Origin of the sequence: Variovorax sp. V116 (assembly GCF_041154435.1) — a bacterium.
GTDB classification, from domain to species: domain Bacteria; phylum Pseudomonadota; class Gammaproteobacteria; order Burkholderiales; family Burkholderiaceae_C; genus Variovorax; species Variovorax paradoxus.
Window position 1 is genome coordinate 2,693,911 of the sequence record NZ_AP028661.1, and the last position, 19,383, is coordinate 2,713,293.

Annotated in this window: 20 protein-coding genes; 16 read left to right on the forward strand and 4 right to left on the reverse strand. The window is 69.9% G+C overall.

Annotation, left to right across the window (positions count from 1 at the left end):
* Positions 1 to 12: 12 nt before the first annotated feature.
* The 8 genes from ACAM58_RS12815 to fabG are packed head-to-tail and all read left to right on the forward strand — an operon-like array spanning position 13 to position 8,530.
* Entirely contained in the window at positions 13 to 1,722 is a 1,710-nt protein-coding gene (locus ACAM58_RS12815; RefSeq protein ID WP_012747778.1) for an AMP-binding protein, read from the forward strand.
* Positions 1,722 to 2,720, forward strand: coding sequence for an acyl-CoA synthetase (locus ACAM58_RS12820; RefSeq protein WP_012747779.1), 999 nt, complete (start codon positions 1,722 to 1,724; stop codon positions 2,718 to 2,720). The genes ACAM58_RS12815 and ACAM58_RS12820 overlap by 1 nt, the downstream gene beginning before the upstream one ends.
* Positions 2,692 to 3,306 (forward strand): LolA-related protein, encoded by a 615-nt coding sequence (locus ACAM58_RS12825; protein ID WP_012747780.1) that lies wholly within the window; start codon positions 2,692 to 2,694, stop codon positions 3,304 to 3,306. Before ACAM58_RS12820 ends, ACAM58_RS12825 begins: the two co-directional genes overlap by 29 nt.
* Entirely contained in the window at positions 3,303 to 5,711 is a 2,409-nt protein-coding gene (locus tag ACAM58_RS12830; RefSeq protein ID WP_012747781.1) for an MMPL family transporter, read from the forward strand. The genes ACAM58_RS12825 and ACAM58_RS12830 overlap by 4 nt, the downstream gene beginning before the upstream one ends.
* Positions 5,711 to 6,553 (forward strand): polysaccharide deacetylase family protein, encoded by an 843-nt coding sequence (locus tag ACAM58_RS12835; protein ID WP_012747782.1) that lies wholly within the window; start codon positions 5,711 to 5,713, stop codon positions 6,551 to 6,553. The genes ACAM58_RS12830 and ACAM58_RS12835 overlap by 1 nt, the downstream gene beginning before the upstream one ends.
* Positions 6,550 to 7,332, forward strand: coding sequence for a class I SAM-dependent methyltransferase (locus ACAM58_RS12840; RefSeq protein ID WP_012747783.1), 783 nt, complete (start codon positions 6,550 to 6,552; stop codon positions 7,330 to 7,332). Before ACAM58_RS12835 ends, ACAM58_RS12840 begins: the two co-directional genes overlap by 4 nt.
* On the forward strand, positions 7,329 to 7,802 hold the full coding sequence (locus ACAM58_RS12845; RefSeq protein WP_012747784.1) for a 3-hydroxyacyl-ACP dehydratase: 474 nt from the start codon (positions 7,329 to 7,331) through the stop codon (positions 7,800 to 7,802). The genes ACAM58_RS12840 and ACAM58_RS12845 overlap by 4 nt, the downstream gene beginning before the upstream one ends.
* The gene (gene fabG / locus ACAM58_RS12850) at positions 7,799 to 8,530 is read left to right on the forward strand and encodes a 3-oxoacyl-ACP reductase FabG (RefSeq protein ID WP_012747785.1); all 732 of its coding nucleotides are present in this window, start codon (positions 7,799 to 7,801) and stop codon (positions 8,528 to 8,530) included. The genes ACAM58_RS12845 and fabG overlap by 4 nt, the downstream gene beginning before the upstream one ends.
* A gap of 465 nt (positions 8,531 to 8,995) precedes the next feature.
* Here the strand turns inward: fabG and ACAM58_RS12855 are convergent, their stop codons facing one another.
* The 4 genes from ACAM58_RS12855 to ACAM58_RS12870 are packed head-to-tail and all read right to left on the reverse strand — an operon-like array spanning position 8,996 to position 12,395.
* Positions 8,996 to 9,772 (reverse strand): glycosyltransferase family 2 protein, encoded by a 777-nt coding sequence (locus ACAM58_RS12855; RefSeq protein WP_012747786.1) that lies wholly within the window; start codon positions 9,770 to 9,772, stop codon positions 8,996 to 8,998.
* Positions 9,739 to 10,542, reverse strand: coding sequence for a 1-acyl-sn-glycerol-3-phosphate acyltransferase (locus ACAM58_RS12860; protein WP_012747787.1), 804 nt, complete (start codon positions 10,540 to 10,542; stop codon positions 9,739 to 9,741). Before ACAM58_RS12860 ends, ACAM58_RS12855 begins: the two co-directional genes overlap by 34 nt.
* A gap of 30 nt (positions 10,543 to 10,572) precedes the next feature.
* Positions 10,573 to 11,604, reverse strand: coding sequence for a Rid family hydrolase (locus ACAM58_RS12865; protein WP_012747788.1), 1,032 nt, complete (start codon positions 11,602 to 11,604; stop codon positions 10,573 to 10,575).
* Positions 11,605 to 11,606: 2 nt separating this feature from the next.
* The gene (locus tag ACAM58_RS12870) at positions 11,607 to 12,395 is read right to left on the reverse strand and encodes a class I SAM-dependent methyltransferase (protein ID WP_012747789.1); all 789 of its coding nucleotides are present in this window, start codon (positions 12,393 to 12,395) and stop codon (positions 11,607 to 11,609) included.
* Between the two features lie 118 nt (positions 12,396 to 12,513).
* Here ACAM58_RS12870 and ACAM58_RS12875 point away from each other — a divergent pair, with 118 nt between their 5' ends.
* Genes ACAM58_RS12875 through rng form a run of 8 tightly spaced genes read left to right on the forward strand, consistent with a single transcriptional unit; the run spans position 12,514 to position 19,383 of the window.
* Entirely contained in the window at positions 12,514 to 13,239 is a 726-nt protein-coding gene (locus ACAM58_RS12875; RefSeq protein ID WP_012747790.1) for a YebC/PmpR family DNA-binding transcriptional regulator, read from the forward strand.
* A 38-nt stretch (positions 13,240 to 13,277) separates the two neighbouring features.
* The gene (purD, locus tag ACAM58_RS12880; RefSeq protein WP_012747791.1) at positions 13,278 to 14,576 is read left to right on the forward strand and encodes a phosphoribosylamine--glycine ligase; all 1,299 of its coding nucleotides are present in this window, start codon (positions 13,278 to 13,280) and stop codon (positions 14,574 to 14,576) included.
* Positions 14,576 to 15,493 carry an oxygen-dependent coproporphyrinogen oxidase gene (hemF, locus tag ACAM58_RS12885; protein WP_012747792.1) on the forward strand — a complete coding sequence of 306 codons (918 nt, stop codon included), beginning with the start codon at positions 14,576 to 14,578 and terminating at the stop codon, positions 15,491 to 15,493. The genes purD and hemF overlap by 1 nt, the downstream gene beginning before the upstream one ends.
* Complete coding sequence (gene nadD, locus ACAM58_RS12890) at positions 15,490 to 16,119, forward strand: nicotinate (nicotinamide) nucleotide adenylyltransferase (RefSeq protein WP_012747793.1); 630 nt, start codon at positions 15,490 to 15,492, stop codon at positions 16,117 to 16,119. Before hemF ends, nadD begins: the two co-directional genes overlap by 4 nt.
* Positions 16,119 to 16,784, forward strand: a complete 666-nt coding sequence (gene rsfS / locus ACAM58_RS12895; protein ID WP_012747794.1) for a ribosome silencing factor — start codon at positions 16,119 to 16,121, stop codon at positions 16,782 to 16,784. Before nadD ends, rsfS begins: the two co-directional genes overlap by 1 nt.
* Complete coding sequence (gene rlmH / locus ACAM58_RS12900; RefSeq protein WP_012747795.1) at positions 16,781 to 17,248, forward strand: 23S rRNA (pseudouridine(1915)-N(3))-methyltransferase RlmH; 468 nt, start codon at positions 16,781 to 16,783, stop codon at positions 17,246 to 17,248. The genes rsfS and rlmH overlap by 4 nt, the downstream gene beginning before the upstream one ends.
* Positions 17,245 to 17,850, forward strand: coding sequence for a nucleoside triphosphate pyrophosphatase (locus tag ACAM58_RS12905; RefSeq protein WP_012747796.1), 606 nt, complete (start codon positions 17,245 to 17,247; stop codon positions 17,848 to 17,850). The genes rlmH and ACAM58_RS12905 overlap by 4 nt, the downstream gene beginning before the upstream one ends.
* Positions 17,851 to 17,856: 6 nt before the next feature.
* Entirely contained in the window at positions 17,857 to 19,383 is a 1,527-nt protein-coding gene (rng, locus tag ACAM58_RS12910) for a ribonuclease G (protein ID WP_012747797.1), read from the forward strand.

Consider the following 19,383-nt stretch of genomic DNA (forward strand, 5'->3'; position numbering starts at 1 on the left):
GGGGCCCATTGCGTGAGCGCCGATACCCGCCTGCTGCCGCTGATCGCCAACCGGGACCTCGATGCACCGCTGGCCTGGCGCGCCGGCGTGCCGGTGAGCACGCGCCAGTTCCTGGCCGACGTGGCCCGCTTCGCGCCGCTGCTGCCGGCCGAGGGCCGGGCCGTCAATCTCTGTGTCGACCGCTATGCGTTTGCGGTCGGCCTGGCCGCTGCGCTGGTGCGCGGCCATGCGAGCCTGCTGCCGCCCGACGCGCGGCCCGACACGCTCGCGCGCCTGCTCGAATCCGGCGGCTCGAATCTTTTCGCGCTGACCGATGACGCCGCGCTCGCCACGCCCGGCATGCCGCGCCTGCTGGTCGAATACCGCGGCGGCTCCGAAGGCGATGCGGGCCTCGAGCTTCCGGCCATCGACGGCGCCATGCACGCGGTGAGCCTGCTGACCTCCGGCTCCACCGGTGCGCCGCAGCCGCATGCCAAGCGCTGGGACACGCTGGTCGGCGACGTCGCGGTGGCGGTGGAGCGGCTCTCCAGCCTGCTCGGTCTGCCATCGCTCGCCGGCCTGACGCTGGTGGCGACCGTGCCCGTGCAGCACAGCTACGGGCTGGAATCATCGGCGCTGCTGGCCATGCTCGGCGGCGCCGCGTTCGACAGCGGACGGCCGTTCTTTCCAGCCGACGTGGCCAAGACGCTGGCTTCGGTGCCACGCCCCCGCGCACTGGTCACCACGCCTTTCCACCTGAAGACGCTGCTGCTCTCGGGCATCGAGCTGCCGCCGGTCGACCTGGTGCTTTCCGCCACCGCGCCGCTCTCGCCGCAGCTCGCGGCCCAGGCCGAGCAGGCGCTCGGCGGCGTGCTGATCGAGATCTACGGCAGCACCGAGTCCGGCCAGGTCGCCACCCGCCGCACCACGCAGAGCGAAGTCTGGGAGACCTTCGGAGATATCCGCGTGCACGCCCAGCCAGGGGAGGGCGACGGGGCCGAGCGCTTCATCTTCAGCGGCGACTTCCTGCCCGAGCCCACGCCCATGGCCGACGTGCTCGAACTGCTCGACGCACGGCGCTTCCGGCTGCTGGGCCGCGCCAACGACCTGATCCATGTCGCGGGCCGGCGCAGCTCGCTCGCGCACTTGAACTACCACCTCAACAGCATCGCGGGCGTCGAGGACGGCGCGTTCTGGCTGCCCGACGAAGTGGCCGACGGCGTGGTGCGTCCGGTGGCCTTCGTGGTCGCGCCCACGCTCTCGGCCGGCCAGATCATTGCCGCGCTGCGCCAGCGGCTGGAGCCGGTGTTCGTGCCGCGCCGCGTGGTGCAGGTGAAGGCCTTTCCGCGCGAAGGCACCGGCAAGCTCACGGCGCGCGCGCTGCGCGAATTCGCGCTCGCGCAGCTGGCAGAAGACGACACACCGGTGCAGCTGGCCCATGCGGTGCCGGTCGACCATCCGGCATTCGCGGGCCACTTCCCCGGCCAGCCGCTGCTGCCGGGAGCGCTGATACTGGCCGAGGTCATGGAAGCCGTGCAGCGCGTGCCCGCGCTGGCCGCCCGGCTGGGTGCCCATCCCACGCTCGCGGCCGCCAAGTTCCTGGCACCCGTGCGGCCGGGCAGCATGCTCTCCATCGAGCTGCAGCCCGAGTCCGGCGCCGCGCGCGGCGTGCGCTTCGACGTGCGCTGCGACGGCGTGCTGGCTGTCACCGGCCGCTGGGCCGCCGTGCCAGAGTCTGCGTGATGGATCACACCGACGCCGAGACGCGCGCCGTGAAAGACGCGGCGCAGGCAGGCCAGCGCGGCGACTGGGCGCACACCCCCGAGCGCAGCAACATGCTGGCGCTGCGCTTCATCTGCCTGATGGCACTGGTGTGCGGGCGCCGCATCACGCGCCTGCTGCTGCCGCCGATCAGCCTGTACTTCCTGCTGTTCGCACCCGCGCCGCGGCGCCACATCAAGCGCTACCTGTTCAGGGCCATCGGTCCGCATGCCGGCTGGCTCGACGGCTACCGCCTGCTGCATGCCTTTGCCTCGACGGTGCTCGACCGCGTGTACTTCCTGCGCGGGCGCATGGACCTGTTCGACGTGAGGGTCGAGGGCAACCAGGCGCTCGAAGCCGAGGCGCTGAAGGGGCGCGGCGCCTTCCTGCTCGGCGCGCACGTCGGCAGCTTCGAGGCCATGGGTGCCTGCAAGCACAACAGCCTGCACAAGCACGAGCTGCGGTTGGCGATGCTGATGTACCCCGACAACGCGCAGCGCATCACGGCCATCCTCAACGCCATCAGCCTGCCCGGGCTGCGGCCGCACGTGATTGCGCTGGGCCGCCCGCATTCGATGCTCGCGCTGCGCGACTGGCTCGACGGCGGCGGCCTGGGCGGCATGCTGGTCGACCGCACCCTGCCTGGCAGCGAGAACCAGCCCGCGCAGCAGCGCGGCAACAACATCGTGCTGCCGTTCCTCGGCCATCCGGCCAGCTTCGACGACGGCCCGTTCCGCCTGGCCGCGCTGCTGCGGCGCAAGGTGTTCTTCATGGCCGGCCTCTACGGCGGCGGGGCGCGCTACGATGTCCGGTTCGACCTGCTGGCCGACTTCAGCGAGCGGGCGCCCGACCCCGCCGAGCGGGAACGCCGCATCCGCGCGGCGGTCGAAGCCTACGTGGCGCGCCTGGATGCCCTGTGCCGCGCCTATCCCTACAACTGGTTCAACTTTCATGATTTCTGGCTCGAAGATTCGGTTTGACTGGCTTTGCAGGAGCCTGCTGCTGGCACTGGCCTTCTGCGCCGCGCCGGCGTGGGCCTTCGACCTGCCCGACCTGATGGTGCTGCTTGCCAAGCAGAAGAGCGGCGAGGCCCGCTTCACCGAGCAGCGTTTCGTGCACGGCCTCGAAGGCCCGCTCGATGCGCGCGGCACGCTGAGCTTCGATGCGCCCGACAAGCTGGTGCGGCGCACCTTGTCGCCGCGCGTGGAAACCATGGCGGTCGAAGGCAACACGCTGACGCTCTCGCGCGGCGGCCGCAATCGCACGCTGACGCTCGACAGCATGCCCGAGCTGCTCGGCCTGGTCGAAGCCATGCGCGGCACGCTGACCGGCGATGGCGCCACGCTGCAGCGCTATTTCCGCAGCACGGTGAGCGGTTCGGCCGCCAACTGGACGCTCGACCTCCTGCCGGCCGACAGCCGGCTCGCGGCGCAGGTGCGCAGCATCCGCATCAGCGGCCGTGCCGGCGAGGTGCTGGGCCTTGAAATGGAGTTCGTCGGCGGCGACCGCTCGGTGATGAGCATCACGCCCGAGCGCCCGGGTGCCGCTGGACGCACCACGCCGTGAAGGAGCGCGAGACCGGGGAGCGCGGCCCGCCGGGCTGGCAGCGCCGGGCGCTGGTGCTGCTGGTCTGGGCGCTGGTGCTGCTCGGCGGCGCGCTGCAGATCGCGCGCACGCAGTTCAGCGCCGACCTTTCCGCCTTCCTGCCCAAGAGCCCCGACGCGCGGCAGCAGGTGCTCATCGAGCAGCTGCAAAGCGGCGTGGCCTCGCGCACGCTGATGCTCGGCATCGAGGGCGGCGCGAGTGCCGAGCAGCGCGCGGCCGTATCGCGCGCCGTGGCCAAGTCCATGCGCGAGAGCCGGCTCTTCGACCTGATCCAGAACGGCGACACCGGCGACTGGAGCGAGGCCGGCACCTGGGTCTTCGCGCACCGCTACCAGCTTTCGCCGGGCGTCCGGCCCGAGCATTTCACCGCCGAAGGCCTGCGCGACGCGATCTACGAAACGCTGTCGATGCTCGGCACGCCGGCCGGCAACGCGATCAAGCCCTTGCTCGACCGCGATCCCACCGGCGAGACCCAGCGCATTGCCGTCGAGCTGACGCCGGCCAGCGCGCCGCGCAGCGAAGACGGCGTCTGGATGTCGCGCAGCGCGCCGCGGGCGCTCATGATCGTCACCACGCGCGCGGCGGGCAGCGATCTCGACGCCCAGGCGCAAACCATTGCAAGCGTGCACGCGGCCTTCGATGCCGCCACGCGCGGCATGGAAGAGGCCACCCGGCCGAAGCTGCTGCTGAGCGGCCCGCCCGTGTTCTCGGTGCTGAGCCGCGACAAGATCAAGACCGAAGCGATCCACCTCGCGATCGTGGGCGGCATCGTGATGGGCGGCCTGCTGCTGCTGGCCTTCGCGTCGCCGCGCGCGCTGGTCATCGCGTTCCTGCCCGTGGCCACCGGCGTGGTGGTGGGGACCGCGGCGGTCAGCGTGGTGTTCGGCTCGGTGCACGGCATGACGCTGGGCTTCGGCAGCACGCTGATCGGCGAGACCGTCGACTACGCCATCTACTACCTGATCCAGGCGCGCGGCGCGGCCGTGGCCGGCACCGGCTGGGCGCGCTGGCGCGATGTGCACTGGCCCACCGTGCGGCTCGGGCTGCTGACCTCGGTGTGCGGCTTCGCGGCGCTGGTGTTCTCGGGATTCCCGGGCCTGGCGCAGCTGGGCGTGTTCTCCATCGCAGGGCTCGTGGCCGCGGCGCTGGCCACGCGCTACGCATTGCCCATGCTCGCGCCCGATGGCGCCACCGGCATGGGCATGCGCCGCTACATGGCGCGCGCGGCCGGCGTGCTCGTGCGCGGCCTGCCGCACCTGCGCTGGATGCTTGCGGGGCTCGGCGTGGCTGCGCTGGTGCTGGTCATCTGGCAGGGCGGCCATCTGTGGCGCGCCGACCTCGGCGCCATGAGCCCGGTGCCCAAGTCGGCCCAGCAGCTCGACGAGATGCTGCGCGCCGACATCGGCACCGGCGACGGCGGCACGCTGGTGGTGGTGTACGGCGCCGATGAAGAAACCGCACTGCGCAACACCGAAGCCGCCACCGCGCGGCTCGAAGCCCTGGTCGACAAGGGCGAGCTCGGCGGCTTCGAGGCCGTGACGCGCGTGCTGCCGAGCATCGCGACGCAGTCGGCCCGGCTCGCGAGCCTGCCCGACGGCGAGACGCTGCGCAGCCGGCTGGCCGAAGCCACCCAAGGCTCGCCGCTGCCGGCCTCGCGCCTCGGCCCTTTCCTGGCCGATGTCGAAGCCGCGCGCAAGCTCGCGCCCGTGCGGCGCGCCGACCTGGCGGGCGGGCCGCTCGGCTCGGTCGTCAACACGCTCATGTACCAGCGCCCGGGCGGCGGCTGGTCGACGCTGGTGGTGCTGCACCCCGGGGCAAAGTTCGACGCGCGCCGGCTCGAAGCGGCGCTGGCGGGCGTGCCCGAGGTGCAGGTGGTCGACGTGGGCCGCGAACTCGCGGGGCTCTATCAGCGCTACCTGCACGAGGCCTTCGTGCAGGTGCTGCTCGGCGCGCTGGCGGTGGTGGTGCTGTTGGGCATCTACCTGCGCTCGGGCCGGCGGCTGCTCGCGGTGTGCCAGCCGCTGCTGTTCGCGGTGGTGCTCACGCTGGGCGGCATGGCCGTGCTCCAGGTGCCGCTGGGCATCCTGCACCTGGTGGGGCTGCTGCTGATCGTGGCGGTGGGCTCCAACTACGCGTTGTTCTTCGACCAGCTGCGCGTGGCCGGGCGGGCCGACGAGGACACGCTGGCGTCGCTGATGCTGGCCAACCTCACCACGGTGGTGTCTTTCGGGCTGATCGCGATCTCGGACATTCCGGCGCTGTCGTCGATCGGCCGCGTGGTGGCGCCGGGCGCCTTGCTGGCGCTGCTGCTGTCGGCCGCGTTTGCGCGCCGCGTGGCGCCCACGCCGCCCGCCGCGCGCGGCTGATGGGAAAATCCCGCGCCATGCCGTCCGCCTCTGCCGCTCCGTCCGAATCCTGGCCCTGGCCGCTTGCCATTCGCGCCAGCGCGGCCTGGCACGTGGCGGCCATTGGCGCCGGCGCGCTGGTGCCGGGCGCCATGCCCTGGGCCATCGGCGCCATCGTGCTGAACCATGCGCTGATCACCGGCGCGGGACTCACGCCGCGCAGCAGCCTGCTGGGCCCCAATGTCACGCGCCTGCCCGCGGCGGCCGCTGCCCGGCGCCAGGTGGCCATCACCATCGACGACGGGCCCGACCCCGAGGTCACGCCCCGCGTGCTCGACCTGCTCGACGCGCACGGCCAGCGCGCCACCTTCTTCTGCATTGCCGAGCGCGTGCTGGCCCACCCGGCGCTGGCGCGCGAGATCGTGGCGCGGGGCCACAGCATCCAGAACCACACGGCGCGGCACCGGCACAATTTTTCGTTCCTCGGGCCGCGCGGCTTTGCGAGCGAGATCGCGCGCGCGCAGGACATCCTGGCCGACACCACCGGCCAGCGCCCGACCTGCTTCCGCGCGCCGGCGGGCCTGCGCAATCCGTTCCTCGAGCCGGTGCTGCACCGGCTCGGCCTGTCGCTCGTGAGCTGGACGCGCCGCGGCTTCGACACGCGCGAAGGCGATCCCGCCAAGGTCATGGCGCGCCTGGACCGCAAGCTGCAGGCGCGCGACATCCTGCTCCTGCACGACGGCAACGCCGCGCGCACCCCTTTGGGAAACCCTGTATTGCTGGAGGTACTGCCCTTGCTTTTCGAACGCCTGCGCGCCGAGCGCCTGCACGCCGTCACCCTGCCGGAAGGCCTTGAACCATGAGCGCGGTGCTGCCTTCTTCGTCGTCGTCGTCTTCTTCCACCGATGCCGCCTGGCGCGAGCTGCATGAGGCCGCCACCGTTCCCTACAAGAAGGGCGGCAGCTTCGCCTGGCATTTCGCGCGCGGCAAGCTGGGGCGCGATCCGGTGTTCCGCGGGCTGCTCGAACGCGGGCTGATCGATGCAGCTCACCGGCGCGTGGTCGACATCGGCTGCGGGCAGGGGCTCTTCGCGAGCCTGCTCGCGTCGATGAGCCGCATGCAGGCGCACGGCCGCTGGCCCTCGTCGTGGAAGCCCACGCCGCCGGCCGCCGACTACACGGGCATCGAGCTGATGCCCAAGGACGTGGCGCGCGCCGAGGCTTCCATCGGGCACCTGCAGCCGGCGCCGCGGCTGGTCTGCGCCGACATGTGCTCGGTGCCGCTGCCCGAATGCGACCTGGTCGTGATCCTCGACGTGCTGCACTACGTGGGCATCGACGCGCAGGACGGCGTCCTGCGGCGGGTGCACGACGCGCTTCGGCGCGGCGGCAGTGCGAACGCCCGGCTGCTGCTGCGCGTGGGCGATGCATCGAGCAAGCGCGGCTTTGCCATCAGCCAGTGGGTCGACCGCACCGTGACGCGCGTCCGAGGCCACAAGGTGTCGCCCACCTGGGGCCGTCCGCTGTCCGACTGGGTGGCGGCGCTGCAGCGGCTGGACTTTCGCGTCCAGAGCATTCCGATGAGCAAGGGAACGCCCTTTGCCAACGTGCTGCTGGTGGCCGACCTGGAGCATCGGGCGTGACCACGGCGCCGCAGACGCTCGACCGCGCCGGCATTGCCAAGCGCATTCCGCACAGCGGCAGCATGTGCCTGCTCGACCGGCTCGAACGCTGGGACGCCGAGTCCATCCACTGCAGCACCCGCACGCATGCGCAGCCCGACAATCCCTTGCGAACGGCGGGCGGCCTGCTTGCACCCAATGCCATCGAATACGCGGCGCAAGCGATGGCGCTGCACGGCGGTTTGCTGGCTGCCGAGGGAAGCTCGCCGTCGGCCGGATTCCTGGCGAGTGCGCGCAGCGTGCGCCTGTCGGTGGCGCGGCTCGACGACATCGACGGTGCGCTGCAGGTGCAGGCGCGGCGCCTGTCGGGCGACACCCACCAGATCCTCTACGAATTCGCGGTGAGCGACAGCGGCGCCCGCGTGCTGGCCGAAGGCCGCGCGGTGGTGGTGCTGAACACGCCGCTGGCAACTGGAGCCCACGCACCATGACGCTCGAAGGAAAACGCGCACTCATCACCGGCGCCAGCGGTGCCCTGGGCGCTGCCATGGCCGAGCGCCTCGCGCGCGACGGCGCCACGGTGCTGCTGCACGCCAACTCGCGGCCCGAAGCGGTGGAGCAATTGGCAGCCACCATCGCGGCCGCGGGCGGCAAGGCCGAGTGCCACCTGTTCGACCTGCGCAGCGACGAGGCCTGCCGCGTGGCCTGCGAGCGCATGCTCGAAGGCGGGCCGGTCCAGATCGTGGTCAACAACGCGGGCGTGCATGACGACGCCGTGCTGCCCGGCATGCGTGCCGACCAGTGGCACAAGGTCATCGACATCTCGCTCAACGGATTCTTCCGCGTGACGCAGCCCTTGCTGCTGCCGATGATGCGCACGCGCTGGGGCCGCGTGCTCAATATCTCGTCGGTCTCGGCGCTGACCGGCAACCGCGGGCAGGTCAACTACGCCGCCGCCAAGGGTGCGCTCAACAGCGCGACCAAGGCGCTGTCGCTCGAAGTGGCCTCGCGCGGCGTGACGGTCAACGCCATTGCGCCCGGCATCATCGCCTCGCCCATGGCCGATGCCGCCTTCGACCCCGCCATGGTCAACCAGATGGTGCCGATGAAGCGCGCCGGAACGCCGCAGGAAGTGGCGGCGCTGGCTTCATTCCTCGCCAGTGACGAAGCGGCCTACATCACGGGGCAGGTGATTTCGATCAATGGCGGAATGATCTGAGTTTGGCTGCCGGGGCGCGGCGATGGGGGTTGAGCCGCTGGGCGGCCGACGTCACCGGCCGCTCCGCGGCTTCCCTGCGCTGCTCGCGTCAGGCGGGGTCTCGCAGAACTCGCTCCACTGCGTTTCGCTCAGACAGCTGCGAGCCCTGATCCGCCTGTCGCTGCGCTGCTCGGCGGTGCCTCAACGGCCACCCAGCGGCTCAACCCCCATCGCCGGGACAGCACCGCCGTTGGTTCTCCTCACTTCGAGGCCGCATTTGCGTCTTGCTCCCTCTCCCTCCGGGAGAGGGCTGGGGTGAGGGCAGCGGCATCAACGTCACGGCAAGTGCCCGGCAGGCGGTGCGGTGTGGACGGCCCCTCTGTGCCGCCGAAACGCGAGCACCGCAGGGCAGCCGCGAAGCGGCCGGCATAGTGGGGCCGACCGCGCCGCACCGCTTGCCGGGCACTCCCCAACAACGAGCAAACTCTATTTCTGAAACGGCGCAATCCCGCGCAGCTTGCGGAAAACCAGCCCCGGCAGCCGCACCACGAACTCGACCATCAACCGCGCGTGCATCCACGTCAGCAGCACGTTGTCGCGCCCATAGCGAAAGTGCGAGACCCCGCCTTCCTCGGCGCTCAGGTACTTCACCGGCGCGTCGATGTTCACGGGCTTGACGCCGCGCCAGGCCAGCCGCACGACGGCCTCGGTGTCGAAGTCGAAGCGCCGCATCCAGGGCTGTCGCGCCATCACAGCGATCAGGTCGGCCACCGGGTACACGCGGAATCCGTAGAGCGAATCGCCGACGCCGGCAAACAGGGTTTCGAGCTGGGTCCAGCCATTGGACACGCGCCGTCCGCGCACGCGCAACAGCGGGGCGGAGGCATCGAACACCGGGCGGCCCAGCACCATGGTCTCGGGCCGTGCCTGCGATGCCTTCATGAAGGCGGGAATCAGGTCGGCCGGATGCTGGCCATCCGAGTCCATGGTCAGCGCATGCGTGAAGCCGGCCTCGCGCGCCGCGCGCAGGCCGTGCAGCACGGCCGCGCCCTTGCCCTGGTTCTGCGGCAGCAGCCAGACCCGAAGGCCCGGGTCGCCGGCAGCCATCTGCTGCAGGCGCTCGCCGGTGCCGTCGGTGCTGCCGTCCACCACCACCCAGACCGGGCTCCACTGCGCGCGTGCCGCTTCGACCGTGGAGAACAGGCGTTCGCCCGTGTTGTAGCTGGGGATCAGGACAAGGTGTGTGCGCGAGGCGTCTGGCATGCGGGGGACGCGTCGGTTGCGCGCTGTTCCATGTGTTGGCGAAAGTATTGTTCGAGCTCCGATTGCAGCACGTGGCTGTCCTGCATGGGCGCGAAGCGCTGGCCCAGCCGGAGCCTGAAGACGATGGGCAGCGGCGGCACGCGCCACAGCGGCCAGCCCTTGCTGAGGTAGGGCGAGTCGGTCTCGATGAACACGGTCTGGATCGGGGCCTGCGCGAGCTTGGCGATCAGCGTCACGCCGGGGCCGAAGGGATTGAGCGGCGGCGTCACGGTGCGCGTGCCTTCCGGAAAGATCACCAGCTGGCCGCCATTGCGCAGGTCGGCCACCGCCAGGCGCACCATGGTGCGGGCCGACTCGTTGCTGATGTAGCGCGCCAGCCGTGCGCCCGCGCCCAGGAAGATGTTGCGCAGCAGGTCGGCCTTCATGATGCAGGCGCTGCGCGGCAGCCGCGCCACCAGCAGCAGCGCGTCGAGCATGGTGGGGTGGTTGGCCACGAAGATCACGCCCGGCTCGTTGCGCATCGGGTCCAGGCAGCTGGCGTCGATGCGCATCATCCCGGTCACCGAGGCCAGGCCCCAGAACATGCGGTAGGCGAAGGCGATGGTCAGGCGGCCCAGCGTGCGCGCGGGCGCCTCGGGCATCACCGGGTAGAGCAGCATCGCGACGAGGTTCCAGGCCAGCGAAATCAGCCCCAGGAACAGCAGCAGCGCGTAGAGCATCAACGCAAGCGGAATGGCCGTGAGAATGCGCAGCACGCGGGTCATCGACATGGGGTCGCCGGTCCGATCGATCGCGCCGGGTCAGGCCCGCAGGCGACCCGGTGCGACGGCGTGGGCTTCGATCTCGACCAGCAGGTCGCTGCGGCAGATGTCCGCTTCCAGGTAGACCGCGTGGCGGATCATCGGCGCGTCGGCGCCGAGCGCGCTCTCGAGCACGCCGCGCACCTTGTCGGTATCCCCCGGATGCCGCACGTAGACCACGCAGTCGAGCATGGAGAGCGCGAAGCTGGCCGTGGCCTGGCCGTTGGCGGCCGCGATCACGGCTTCGAGGTTGCGCAGCGTTTCGCGCGTCTGCTCCAGCACGTCGCCATGGTGCACGGTTTCATGGCCCACGATGCTCGCGGTGCCCGATATGAAAAGCGCCACCTCGCCATTGCCGATCTCGGCCAGCGCGGCGCGCGAGAAGGTGGGCGAGCGCGGGCCGTAGGTTTCGGGGTAGCGGTAGGCCGAGACCTGGCGCGGGTTCTCGACCGGCATGGGCGCGGTCTGGCCGGCCAGGAAGCGGATCGACAGCGCACCCTGGTGGATGCCCAGCGCACATGCCGCGGGCGCGCCCTCGAAGGCGGCGCGGCCAGCCTCGAAAAATGCTTCCTGGCGCCCGAGGTTGAACTGGCGGTAGCGCTCCAGCCCGCCGCCGTCGGCATTGATCTGCGGCAGGTAGTTCCAGATGCGCAGCAGGTGCGGCGTGCCGGCCTGGTCGAGGGTCTTGAACAGGTCGCGGTAGGCGCGGTGCGAGAGCTCGGCAAGATCCTGCTTCTCGACCGATTCGTCGAGGTCGATGGCGCCGAGCAGCCAGTGTCCGTCGCTGCGCCAGCGGGCGATGCCGGTGGTGCTCGATGCCACCCGCCCACCGCTCACGTGCCACACGTCCGCCATGGCGCCTTGCTCGGAAAGAACGCGTGCATTGACGGTCGGCATCCATGCCAGTTCATGCGGCGTGCCGTAGCCGAGCGCCGCGAAAGGCGCGCGGCCGTCGGCGGCCAGCGCAAGGCTGGCGGGCAGCGAAAGGCGCTCGACGCGCAAGGAGGAGGTGTTTTCGCCCTGGACTTGCACGGTCAGCCGGCCTCGACGGTGTTTTCTGGTTTGCGCGCCATGTATTCGGAGAACACGCCGAGGCTCGCGTGGCGGCGCACGTCGGTGAAGCCCGCGGCGCGCAGTGCCTCGAGCACGCGCTCGGGCGGAATGCAGGCCTCGATGGTGTCCCAGTAATAGCGCCACAACTCGGAGGTGTTGCTGCGGCGGCCGACCACGCGCGCGATCAGCGGCACCACGGCGCGCATGTAGGCCTTGAGCAGCGCGGTGGCGATGCGGCCGTTCGGCTTGGTGATCTCGAGCACCACCAGGCGCCCGCCCGGGCGCAGCACGCGGTGGAACTCGCCGAAGGCGGCCGCCACGTCGCTGATGTGGCGCATGGCGTAACCCATGCTCACGAAATCGCAGCTGGCATCCGGGCGGGGCAGCGCTTCCGCCACGCCCTGGACCAGCTCGACGCCGGGCAGGTCGACCTGTTCCATCATGCCCACGCTGGGATCGACGCCCACGAGCCGGCCCGCCGGCCCGATGATCCTGAGCGCCTCGCGGGCGACCAGCCCGGTGCCGATGCCGACGTCGAGCACCTGCGCGCCCGCAGCGAGCCCGGCCTGCGAGAGGGCGGCGCGGCGGTACGACGGGCCGGTGCCGAAGGCCAGCACGCTTTCGATGCGGTCGTAGTCGGCGGCGGTGCTGTCGAAGATGCGCCGCAGGAACGCCTGGTGCTCCGCCTCGTTCCTGTAGTACAGCGGCAATGGGGTGTGCGGCGGCAGGATGGTCGGATTCCCGGGCCCGACGGAAGGCGATGGCGTCATCGAAGGATTATCACCAAAAGACCTTGCCGCTTTGGCGCTGGCGCGCCGGCCGTTGTGCGCGCCGGACAGTAAACTCGGAGCTTGCTTTTGAAAACACAAGACAGCGAGATAGAAAGCCATGGCCGGACACAGCAAATGGGCGAACATTCAGCACCGCAAGGGCCGCCAGGACGAGAAGCGCGGCAAGCTCTGGACCCGCGCCATCCGTGAAATCACCGTGGCTGCCCGCGCCGGCGGGGGCGACCTCAGCGCCAACCCGCGGCTGCGGCTGGCGGTCGAGAAGGCCAAGGCGGTCAACCTGCCGATCGACACCGTCAAGCGCAACATCGACAAGGCCACCGGCAACCTCGAAGGCGTCAATTACGAAGAAATTCGTTACGAAGGGTACGGCATCGGCGGCGCGGCGATCATCGTCGACACCATGACCGACAACCGCGTGCGCACCGTGGCGGAAGTACGCCACGCCTTCTCCAAGCACGGCGGCAACATGGGCACCGAAGGCTCGGTGGCCTTCCAGTTCAAGCACTGCGGCCAGATCATCTTCGCCCCTGGCACCAATGAAGACAAGGTGATGGAAGCCGCGCTCGAAGCCGGCGCCGAGGATGTGGTCACCGATGACGACGGCGCCATCGAGGTGATCACCGCCGTCGCCGACTTCGAAGCCGTCAAGAATGCGCTCGAAGCCGCCGGCCTCAAGCCCGAGGTGGCCGAGGTCACCATGCGCGCCGAAAACACGATCGAACTGACCGGCGAGGACGCAGCCAGGATGCAGAAGCTGCTCGATGTGCTCGAAGACCTGGACGACGTCCAGGAGGTCTATCACAACGCCGCGCTCTCCGAATGAATGAACATTGATCCACAGCGAATGAAGAAGGCCCACGAATGAAGGTACTGGTAATTGGAGGAGGGGGCCGGGAGCACGCACTGGCGTGGCGGCTGGCGCAGGCCAGCCGGGTCAGCCGCGTGTACGTGGCGCCGGGCAACGGCGGCACCGTGAGCGACGAGCGCTACGACTGCATCGACATCACCGAGCCCGCCGCGCTGCGCGAGTGGGCTGCCAAGGAAAAGATCGCGCTCACCGTCGTCGGGCCCGAGGCGCCGCTGGCAGCGGGCGTGGTCGACGAATTCCGCGCGCACGGCCTGCGCATCTTCGGCCCCACGCAGGCCGCCGCGCAGCTCGAGAGCTCCAAGGCCTTCTCCAAGGCCTTCATGAAGCGCCACAAGATTCCCACGGCCGAGTACGAGGCCTTCACCGATGCCGCGGCGGCGCACGCCTACATCGACGCCAAGGGCGCGCCGATCGTCGTCAAGGCCGACGGCCTGGCCGCCGGCAAGGGCGTGGTAGTGGCCATGACCGCGCAGGAGGCGCACGAGGCGGTCGACTTCATGCTGGTCGACAACAAGTTCGGCGTCTCGCACAACGACGGCGGCGCGCGCGTCGTCATCGAGGAATTCCTGCAGGGCGAGGAAGCCAGCTTCATCGTGCTGTGCGACGGCAAGAACGTGACCGCGCTGGCCACCAGCCAGGACCACAAGCGCCTGCTCGACAACGACGAAGGCCCCAACACCGGCGGCATGGGCGCCTACTCGCCCGCGCCCGTGGTCACGGCCGAGGTGCATGCGCGCGCAATGCGCGAAATCATCCTGCCGACCATCCGCGGCATGGAAAAGGACGGCATCCCGTACACCGGCTTCCTCTACGCCGGCCTCATGATCGACGCCACCGGCCATCCCAAGACGCTCGAGTTCAACTGCCGCATGGGCGACCCCGAGACGCAGCCGATCATGATGCGGCTCAAGTCCGACCTGTTCGAGGTGTTCTGGCATGCCACCGACGGCACGCTCGACCAGGTCGAGCTGCAGTGGGACCGGCGCGTGGCGTTGGGCGTGGTGATGGCGGCGCACGGCTATCCGCTCTCGCCGCGCAAGGGCGACCGCATCACCGGCATTCCGCCCGAGGCGCCCGATGCCGTGGTGTTCCACGCGGGCACCACCCAGCAGGACGGCGAGCTCAAGACCAGCGGCGGCCGCGTGCTGTGCGTGACCGTGCTGGCCGACAGCGTGAAGCTCGCGCAGCAGCGGGCCTACGAGGTTGCCGCGCGCATCGGCTTCGACGGCGCGCAATACCGCAAGGACATCGGACACCGCGCGGTCCACGCGCGCAACACCCCGCACGCCTGATGCAACAGACCAACCCGGCAGCGGTCGGCGACTACCTGCGCAAGCTGCAGCAGGAGATCGTCGCGGCCGTCGAGGCGGCCGATGGCGGTACCTGCGTGCGCGATGCCTGGCAAAAGGAGCCTGGCGAGGCGCTGCAGGGCAGCGGCCTCACCTGCATTCTGGAAGGCGGCGCGCTGTTCGAGCGCGCGGGCTGCGGCTTCTCGCAGGTGCGCGGCCCCAGGCTGCCGCCTTCGGCCACGCAGAACCGGCCCGAGCTCGCCGGCGCGCCCTTCGAGGCCATGGGCGTTTCGCTGGTGTTCCATCCGCGCAATCCCTACGTGCCCATCGTCCACATGAACGTGCGCATGCTGGCCGCGCTGCCCGAGGGCAAGGACCCGGTGTGCTGGTTCGGCGGCGGCATGGACCTCACGCCCTGCTATGGCTTCGAGGATGACGCGGTTCACTTCCACACCGTGTGCCGCGATGCGCTGGCCCCTTTCGGCGACGACAAGTACCCGCGCTTCAAGACCTGGTGCGACGAGTATTTCTTCCTCAAGCACCGCAACGAGCAGCGCGGCATCGGCGGCATCTTCTTCGACGACTTCGCCGAGGGCGGATTCGACAACGGCTTTGCCTTGCTGCGCTCGGTGGGCAATGCCTTCCTGCCGGCCTACCTGCCCATCATCGAGCGGCGCCGCGCCATGCCCTGGGGCGAGCGCGAGCGGGCGTTCCAGCTGTACCGGCGCGGGCGCTACGTGGAGTTCAACCTCGTGTGGGACCGCGGCACGCACTTCGGGCTGCAGTCGGGCGGGCGCACCGAATCGATCCTGCTGTCGATGCCGCCGCTGGCCAGCTGGGCCTACCAGCAGCAGCCGGAGCCGGGCAGCCCCGAAGCCGCGCTGTACAGCGACTTCATCGTGCGGCGCGACTGGTTGTGAATCCTTCCGGCACGGCCCCGCGCATCGGCATCTTCGGCGGCGCCTTCGACCCGCCGCACAACGCCCATGTCGCGCTGGCCGAGGCCGCATTGGCGCAGCTCGACCTCGCCGAACTGCACGTTGTTCCCACGGGCCAGGCCTGGCACAAGAGCAGGGCGCTGACGCCGAAGGAAGATCGCCTGGCAATGGCCCGCCTGGCTTTCGGCGGATTGAAGGGCACGGTCGTCATCGACAGCCGCGAAGTGTTGCGCGACGGCCCCACCTACACGCTCGACACCCTGCATGAATTGCAGCGGGAACAGCCCGGCGCCCAGCTGGTTCTCATCATGGGTGCCGACCAGGCCGGCGCATTGCCGACATGGCACGGCTGGCAGGCTATACTCGGCATTGCTATTGTTTCTGTAGCGTATCGCGCATTATCGACGGGCGGCACTGCTCGTTTTGATCCGAAGATGCTGCCCGGCCTGCCGGCTGGCGCGCGTTTCGAGGCGCTCGAATTGCCGGCCATGGACACCAGCGCCACCGACATCCGGCGGCGTGCGGCGCTTGGCGAGGACATTTCCTCGCTGGTTCCGTCCGCCGTTGCACGCTATATTGACCAACACCACCTTTACCGCCCTGCCTGATGACCACTGAAGCCGCCGCCAAGAAAGACACCCAGAAACTCCAGCGAGCCATCATCGATGGTCTCGAAGACGTCAAGGCGCAGGACATCCAGGTTTTCGACACCGAGCATCTCTCGCCGCTGTTCGAGCGCGTGATCGTGGCTTCGGGCACCTCCAACCGGCAGACCAAGGCGCTGGCCGCCAGCGTGCGCGATGCCGTGCGCGAAGCCGGCTTCGGCAAGCCGCGCATCGAGGGCGAGGACAACGGCGAGTGGATCATCGTGGACTGCGGCGCCGCCGTCGCGCACATCATGCAGCCGGCCATCCGCCAGTACTACCACCTCGAGGAGATCTGGGGCGACAAGCCGGTGCGCGCCAAGCTCGGCGGCACCAAGCCGGCCCTTGCCACCGCCTCCAAGGTGATCGAGGAGAAGAAGCCGGTCGCGGCCAAGATGCCCAACCTGCGCCGCGCGAGCGCGGCCAAGACCGCCATCCGCGCGGCCGAGCAGGAAGCCAAGGCCGAGAAGGCCGGCCGAAGCCCGGCAAAGAAGACTGCCGCCAAGAAGGCGCCCGCGCGGAAGACCACCACGGCGCGCGTGCCGGTCAAGGTGGTCGGCAAGCCCGCCGCCAAGAAGCCAGCCGCAAAGAAGGCGCCTGCCAAGAAGGCGCCTGCCCGCCGCGCATGAAGCTGCTGGTGGTCGCCGTCGGGCAGCGCATGCCCGACTGGGCGCAGACTGCCTGGGACGACTACGCCAAGCGCTTCCCGCCCGAGCTCAAGCTCGAACTGCGCGCCGTCAAGACCGAACCCCGCGGCTCCAAGTCGCTCGAGACGCTCTATGCGGCCGAGCGCGAACGCATCGAGGGTGCCATTGCCAAGGGCATGCGCATCGTCGTGCTCGACGAGCGCGGCACCGCACTCACCACCAAGGCGCTGGCCGCGCGCCTGCAGGCCTGGCAAGGCGAGGGCGACGACGTGGCCCTGGTGATCGGCGGCCCCGACGGGCTCGACCCCGCCTTCAAGGCCGCAGCCCACGAACGCATCCGCCTGTCCGACCTGACCCTGCCGCATGCGATGGCGCGCGTGCTGCTCGTGGAGCAGCTGTACCGGGCCTGGTCGGTCAACGCGGGCCATCCGTACCACCGGGAATGAGCACCGGCTTCATCTATCTTGCATCGCAGAGCCCGCGCCGCGCCCAACTGCTCGGCCAGTTCGGCGTCCGTCACGAACTGCTGCTGGCCGGTGCCGACGAAGACGCCGAATCGCTCGAAGCGGTGCTGCCCGGTGAATCGCCGACCGCCTACGTGCAGCGCGTGACGGGCCTGAAGCTCGATGCGGCGGTCGCGCGGCGCCAGCGCCTCGGACTCGCCGATGCACCGGTGCTTTGCGCCGACACCACCGTGGCCCTCGGCCGCACCATCCTCGGCAAGCCCGAGGATGCACGCGATGCCGAGCGCATGCTCGCGCTCTTGTCGGGTGCCACGCACCGCGTGCTGACGGCCGTGGCGCTGCAGCATGGCCGCCGGCGCCATGCGGCGCTCAGCGTGTCACGCGTGCGCTTCGCCGACATGACCCGCAAGCAGATCGCGCGCTATGCCGCCAGCGGCGAGCCGCTCGGCAAGGCCGGCGCCTATGCGATCCAGGGTGCGGCGGCCGCATACATCGAGCACATCAGCGGGTCCTATTCGGGCATCATGGGACTCCCGATGTTCGAGACCGCGCAGCTTCTTCGCCGCGCCGGTTTCATTATTTAAGACCTCATGCAAGACATCCTGATCAACTGGTCCCCGCAGGAGACCCGTGTGGCGCTGGTCGAGCACGGCGCGGTGCAAGAGCTGCACGTCGAACGCACGCTGGAGCGCGGGCTGGTCGGCAACATCTACCTTGGCAAGGTGTCGCGCGTGCTGCCGGGCATGCAGTCGGCCTTCATCGACGTCGGCCTCGAGCGCACGGCCTTCCTGCACGTGGCCGACATCGTGGCGCCGTTCACGCCGGGCTCGCGGCCCAGTGCACCGGCCCCCGAGCGCGACCACCGCAACGGCGGGCCGATGGTGCCCATCGAGAAGCAGGTGTTCGAAGGCCAGTCGCTGCTGGTGCAGGTGATCAAGGACCCGATCGGCACCAAGGGCGCGCGGCTCTCCACGCAGATCAGCATTGCCGGCCGGCTGCTGGTGTTCTTGCCGCAGGACAACCACATCGGCGTTTCGCAGAAGATCCCTTCGGACCAGCGCGAATCCTTGCGCACGCGCATGCTCGCGCTGATCGAGGCCGCAGCCGCGGCCGACAGCGGCGGCGTGGTGCCTGCCAACACCGGTGGCTTCATCCTGCGCACCAACGGCGAAGATTCGTCCGACGCCGAGCTGGCAGAAGACATCGCCTACCTGCGCAAGACCTGGTCGCGCATCCGCGAGGCGTCAAGCAAAATGCCGCCGATGTCGCTGCTGCACCAGGACCTGAGCCTGCTGCAGCGCGTGCTGCGCGACATGACCAGCGAGGACACGCAGACCATCCGCATCGATTCGCGCGAGCAGTTCGAGGCGCTGCTCAAGTTCGGGCTCGAATACATGCCGCAGGCGGCCGGCAAGCTGCAGCACTACAAGGGCGAGCGGCCGATCTTCGACCTGTATTCGGTCGACGAGGAAATCGCCAAGGCGCTGGGCCGGCGCGTCGAACTCAAGTCGGGCGGCTACCTCGTGGTCGACCAGACCGAGGCGCTCACCACGGTGGACGTGAACACCGGCGGCTTCGTGGGCGCGCGCAATTTCGACGACACCATCTTCAAGACCAACCTCGAGGCGGCGCAGGCCATCGCGCGCCAGCTGCGGCTACGCAACCTGGGCGGCATCATCATCGTCGACTTCATCGACATGGGGCGCGACGACCATCGCGAGCAGGTGCTGGCCGAGTTCCGCAAGCAGCTCGCGCGCGACCGCGTCAAGACCACGGCGGGCGGTTTCTCGCAGCTCGGCCTGGTCGAGATGACGCGCAAGCGCACGCGCGAATCGCTGGCCCACATGCTGTGCGAGCCCTGCGCGGCCTGCGGCGGGCAGGGCATCGTGAAGACGGCGCGCAGCGTGGCCTACGACGCCATGCGCGAGATCCTGCGCGAAGCGCGGCAGTTCACGCCGCGCGAGTTCCGCATCGTGTCGTCGCCGCAGGTGATCGAGCTGTTCCTCGACGAGGAAAGCCAGCATCTCGCGGGGCTGAGCGACTTCATCGGCAAGCCGATCTCGCTGCAGTCCGAGCCCGCGATCGGGCAGGGCCAGTACGACATCGTGCTGCTCTGA

Excerpts from the sequence above, each read along its gene's own strand:
- ACAM58_RS12820 (WP_012747779.1), top strand. The coding sequence starts at position 1,722 with ATGGATCACACCGACGCCGAGACGCGCGCCGTGAAAGACGCGGCGCAG.
- ACAM58_RS12825 (WP_012747780.1), top strand. The coding sequence starts at position 2,692 with ATGATTTCTGGCTCGAAGATTCGGTTTGACTGGCTTTGCAGGAGCCTG.
- ACAM58_RS12835 (WP_012747782.1), top strand. The coding sequence starts at position 5,711 with ATGGGAAAATCCCGCGCCATGCCGTCCGCCTCTGCCGCTCCGTCCGAA.
- ACAM58_RS12840 (WP_012747783.1), top strand. The coding sequence starts at position 6,550 with ATGAGCGCGGTGCTGCCTTCTTCGTCGTCGTCGTCTTCTTCCACCGAT.
- fabG (WP_012747785.1), top strand. The coding sequence starts at position 7,799 with ATGACGCTCGAAGGAAAACGCGCACTCATCACCGGCGCCAGCGGTGCC.
- ACAM58_RS12855 (WP_012747786.1), bottom strand. The coding sequence starts at position 9,772 with ATGCCAGACGCCTCGCGCACACACCTTGTCCTGATCCCCAGCTACAAC.
- ACAM58_RS12860 (WP_012747787.1), bottom strand. The coding sequence starts at position 10,542 with ATGTCGATGACCCGCGTGCTGCGCATTCTCACGGCCATTCCGCTTGCG.
- ACAM58_RS12870 (WP_012747789.1), bottom strand. The coding sequence starts at position 12,395 with ATGACGCCATCGCCTTCCGTCGGGCCCGGGAATCCGACCATCCTGCCG.
- ACAM58_RS12875 (WP_012747790.1), top strand. The coding sequence starts at position 12,514 with ATGGCCGGACACAGCAAATGGGCGAACATTCAGCACCGCAAGGGCCGC.
- purD (WP_012747791.1), top strand. The coding sequence starts at position 13,278 with ATGAAGGTACTGGTAATTGGAGGAGGGGGCCGGGAGCACGCACTGGCG.
- hemF (WP_012747792.1), top strand. The coding sequence starts at position 14,576 with ATGCAACAGACCAACCCGGCAGCGGTCGGCGACTACCTGCGCAAGCTG.
- rsfS (WP_012747794.1), top strand. The coding sequence starts at position 16,119 with ATGACCACTGAAGCCGCCGCCAAGAAAGACACCCAGAAACTCCAGCGA.
- rlmH (WP_012747795.1), top strand. The coding sequence starts at position 16,781 with ATGAAGCTGCTGGTGGTCGCCGTCGGGCAGCGCATGCCCGACTGGGCG.
- ACAM58_RS12905 (WP_012747796.1), top strand. The coding sequence starts at position 17,245 with ATGAGCACCGGCTTCATCTATCTTGCATCGCAGAGCCCGCGCCGCGCC.
- rng (WP_012747797.1), top strand. The coding sequence starts at position 17,857 with ATGCAAGACATCCTGATCAACTGGTCCCCGCAGGAGACCCGTGTGGCG.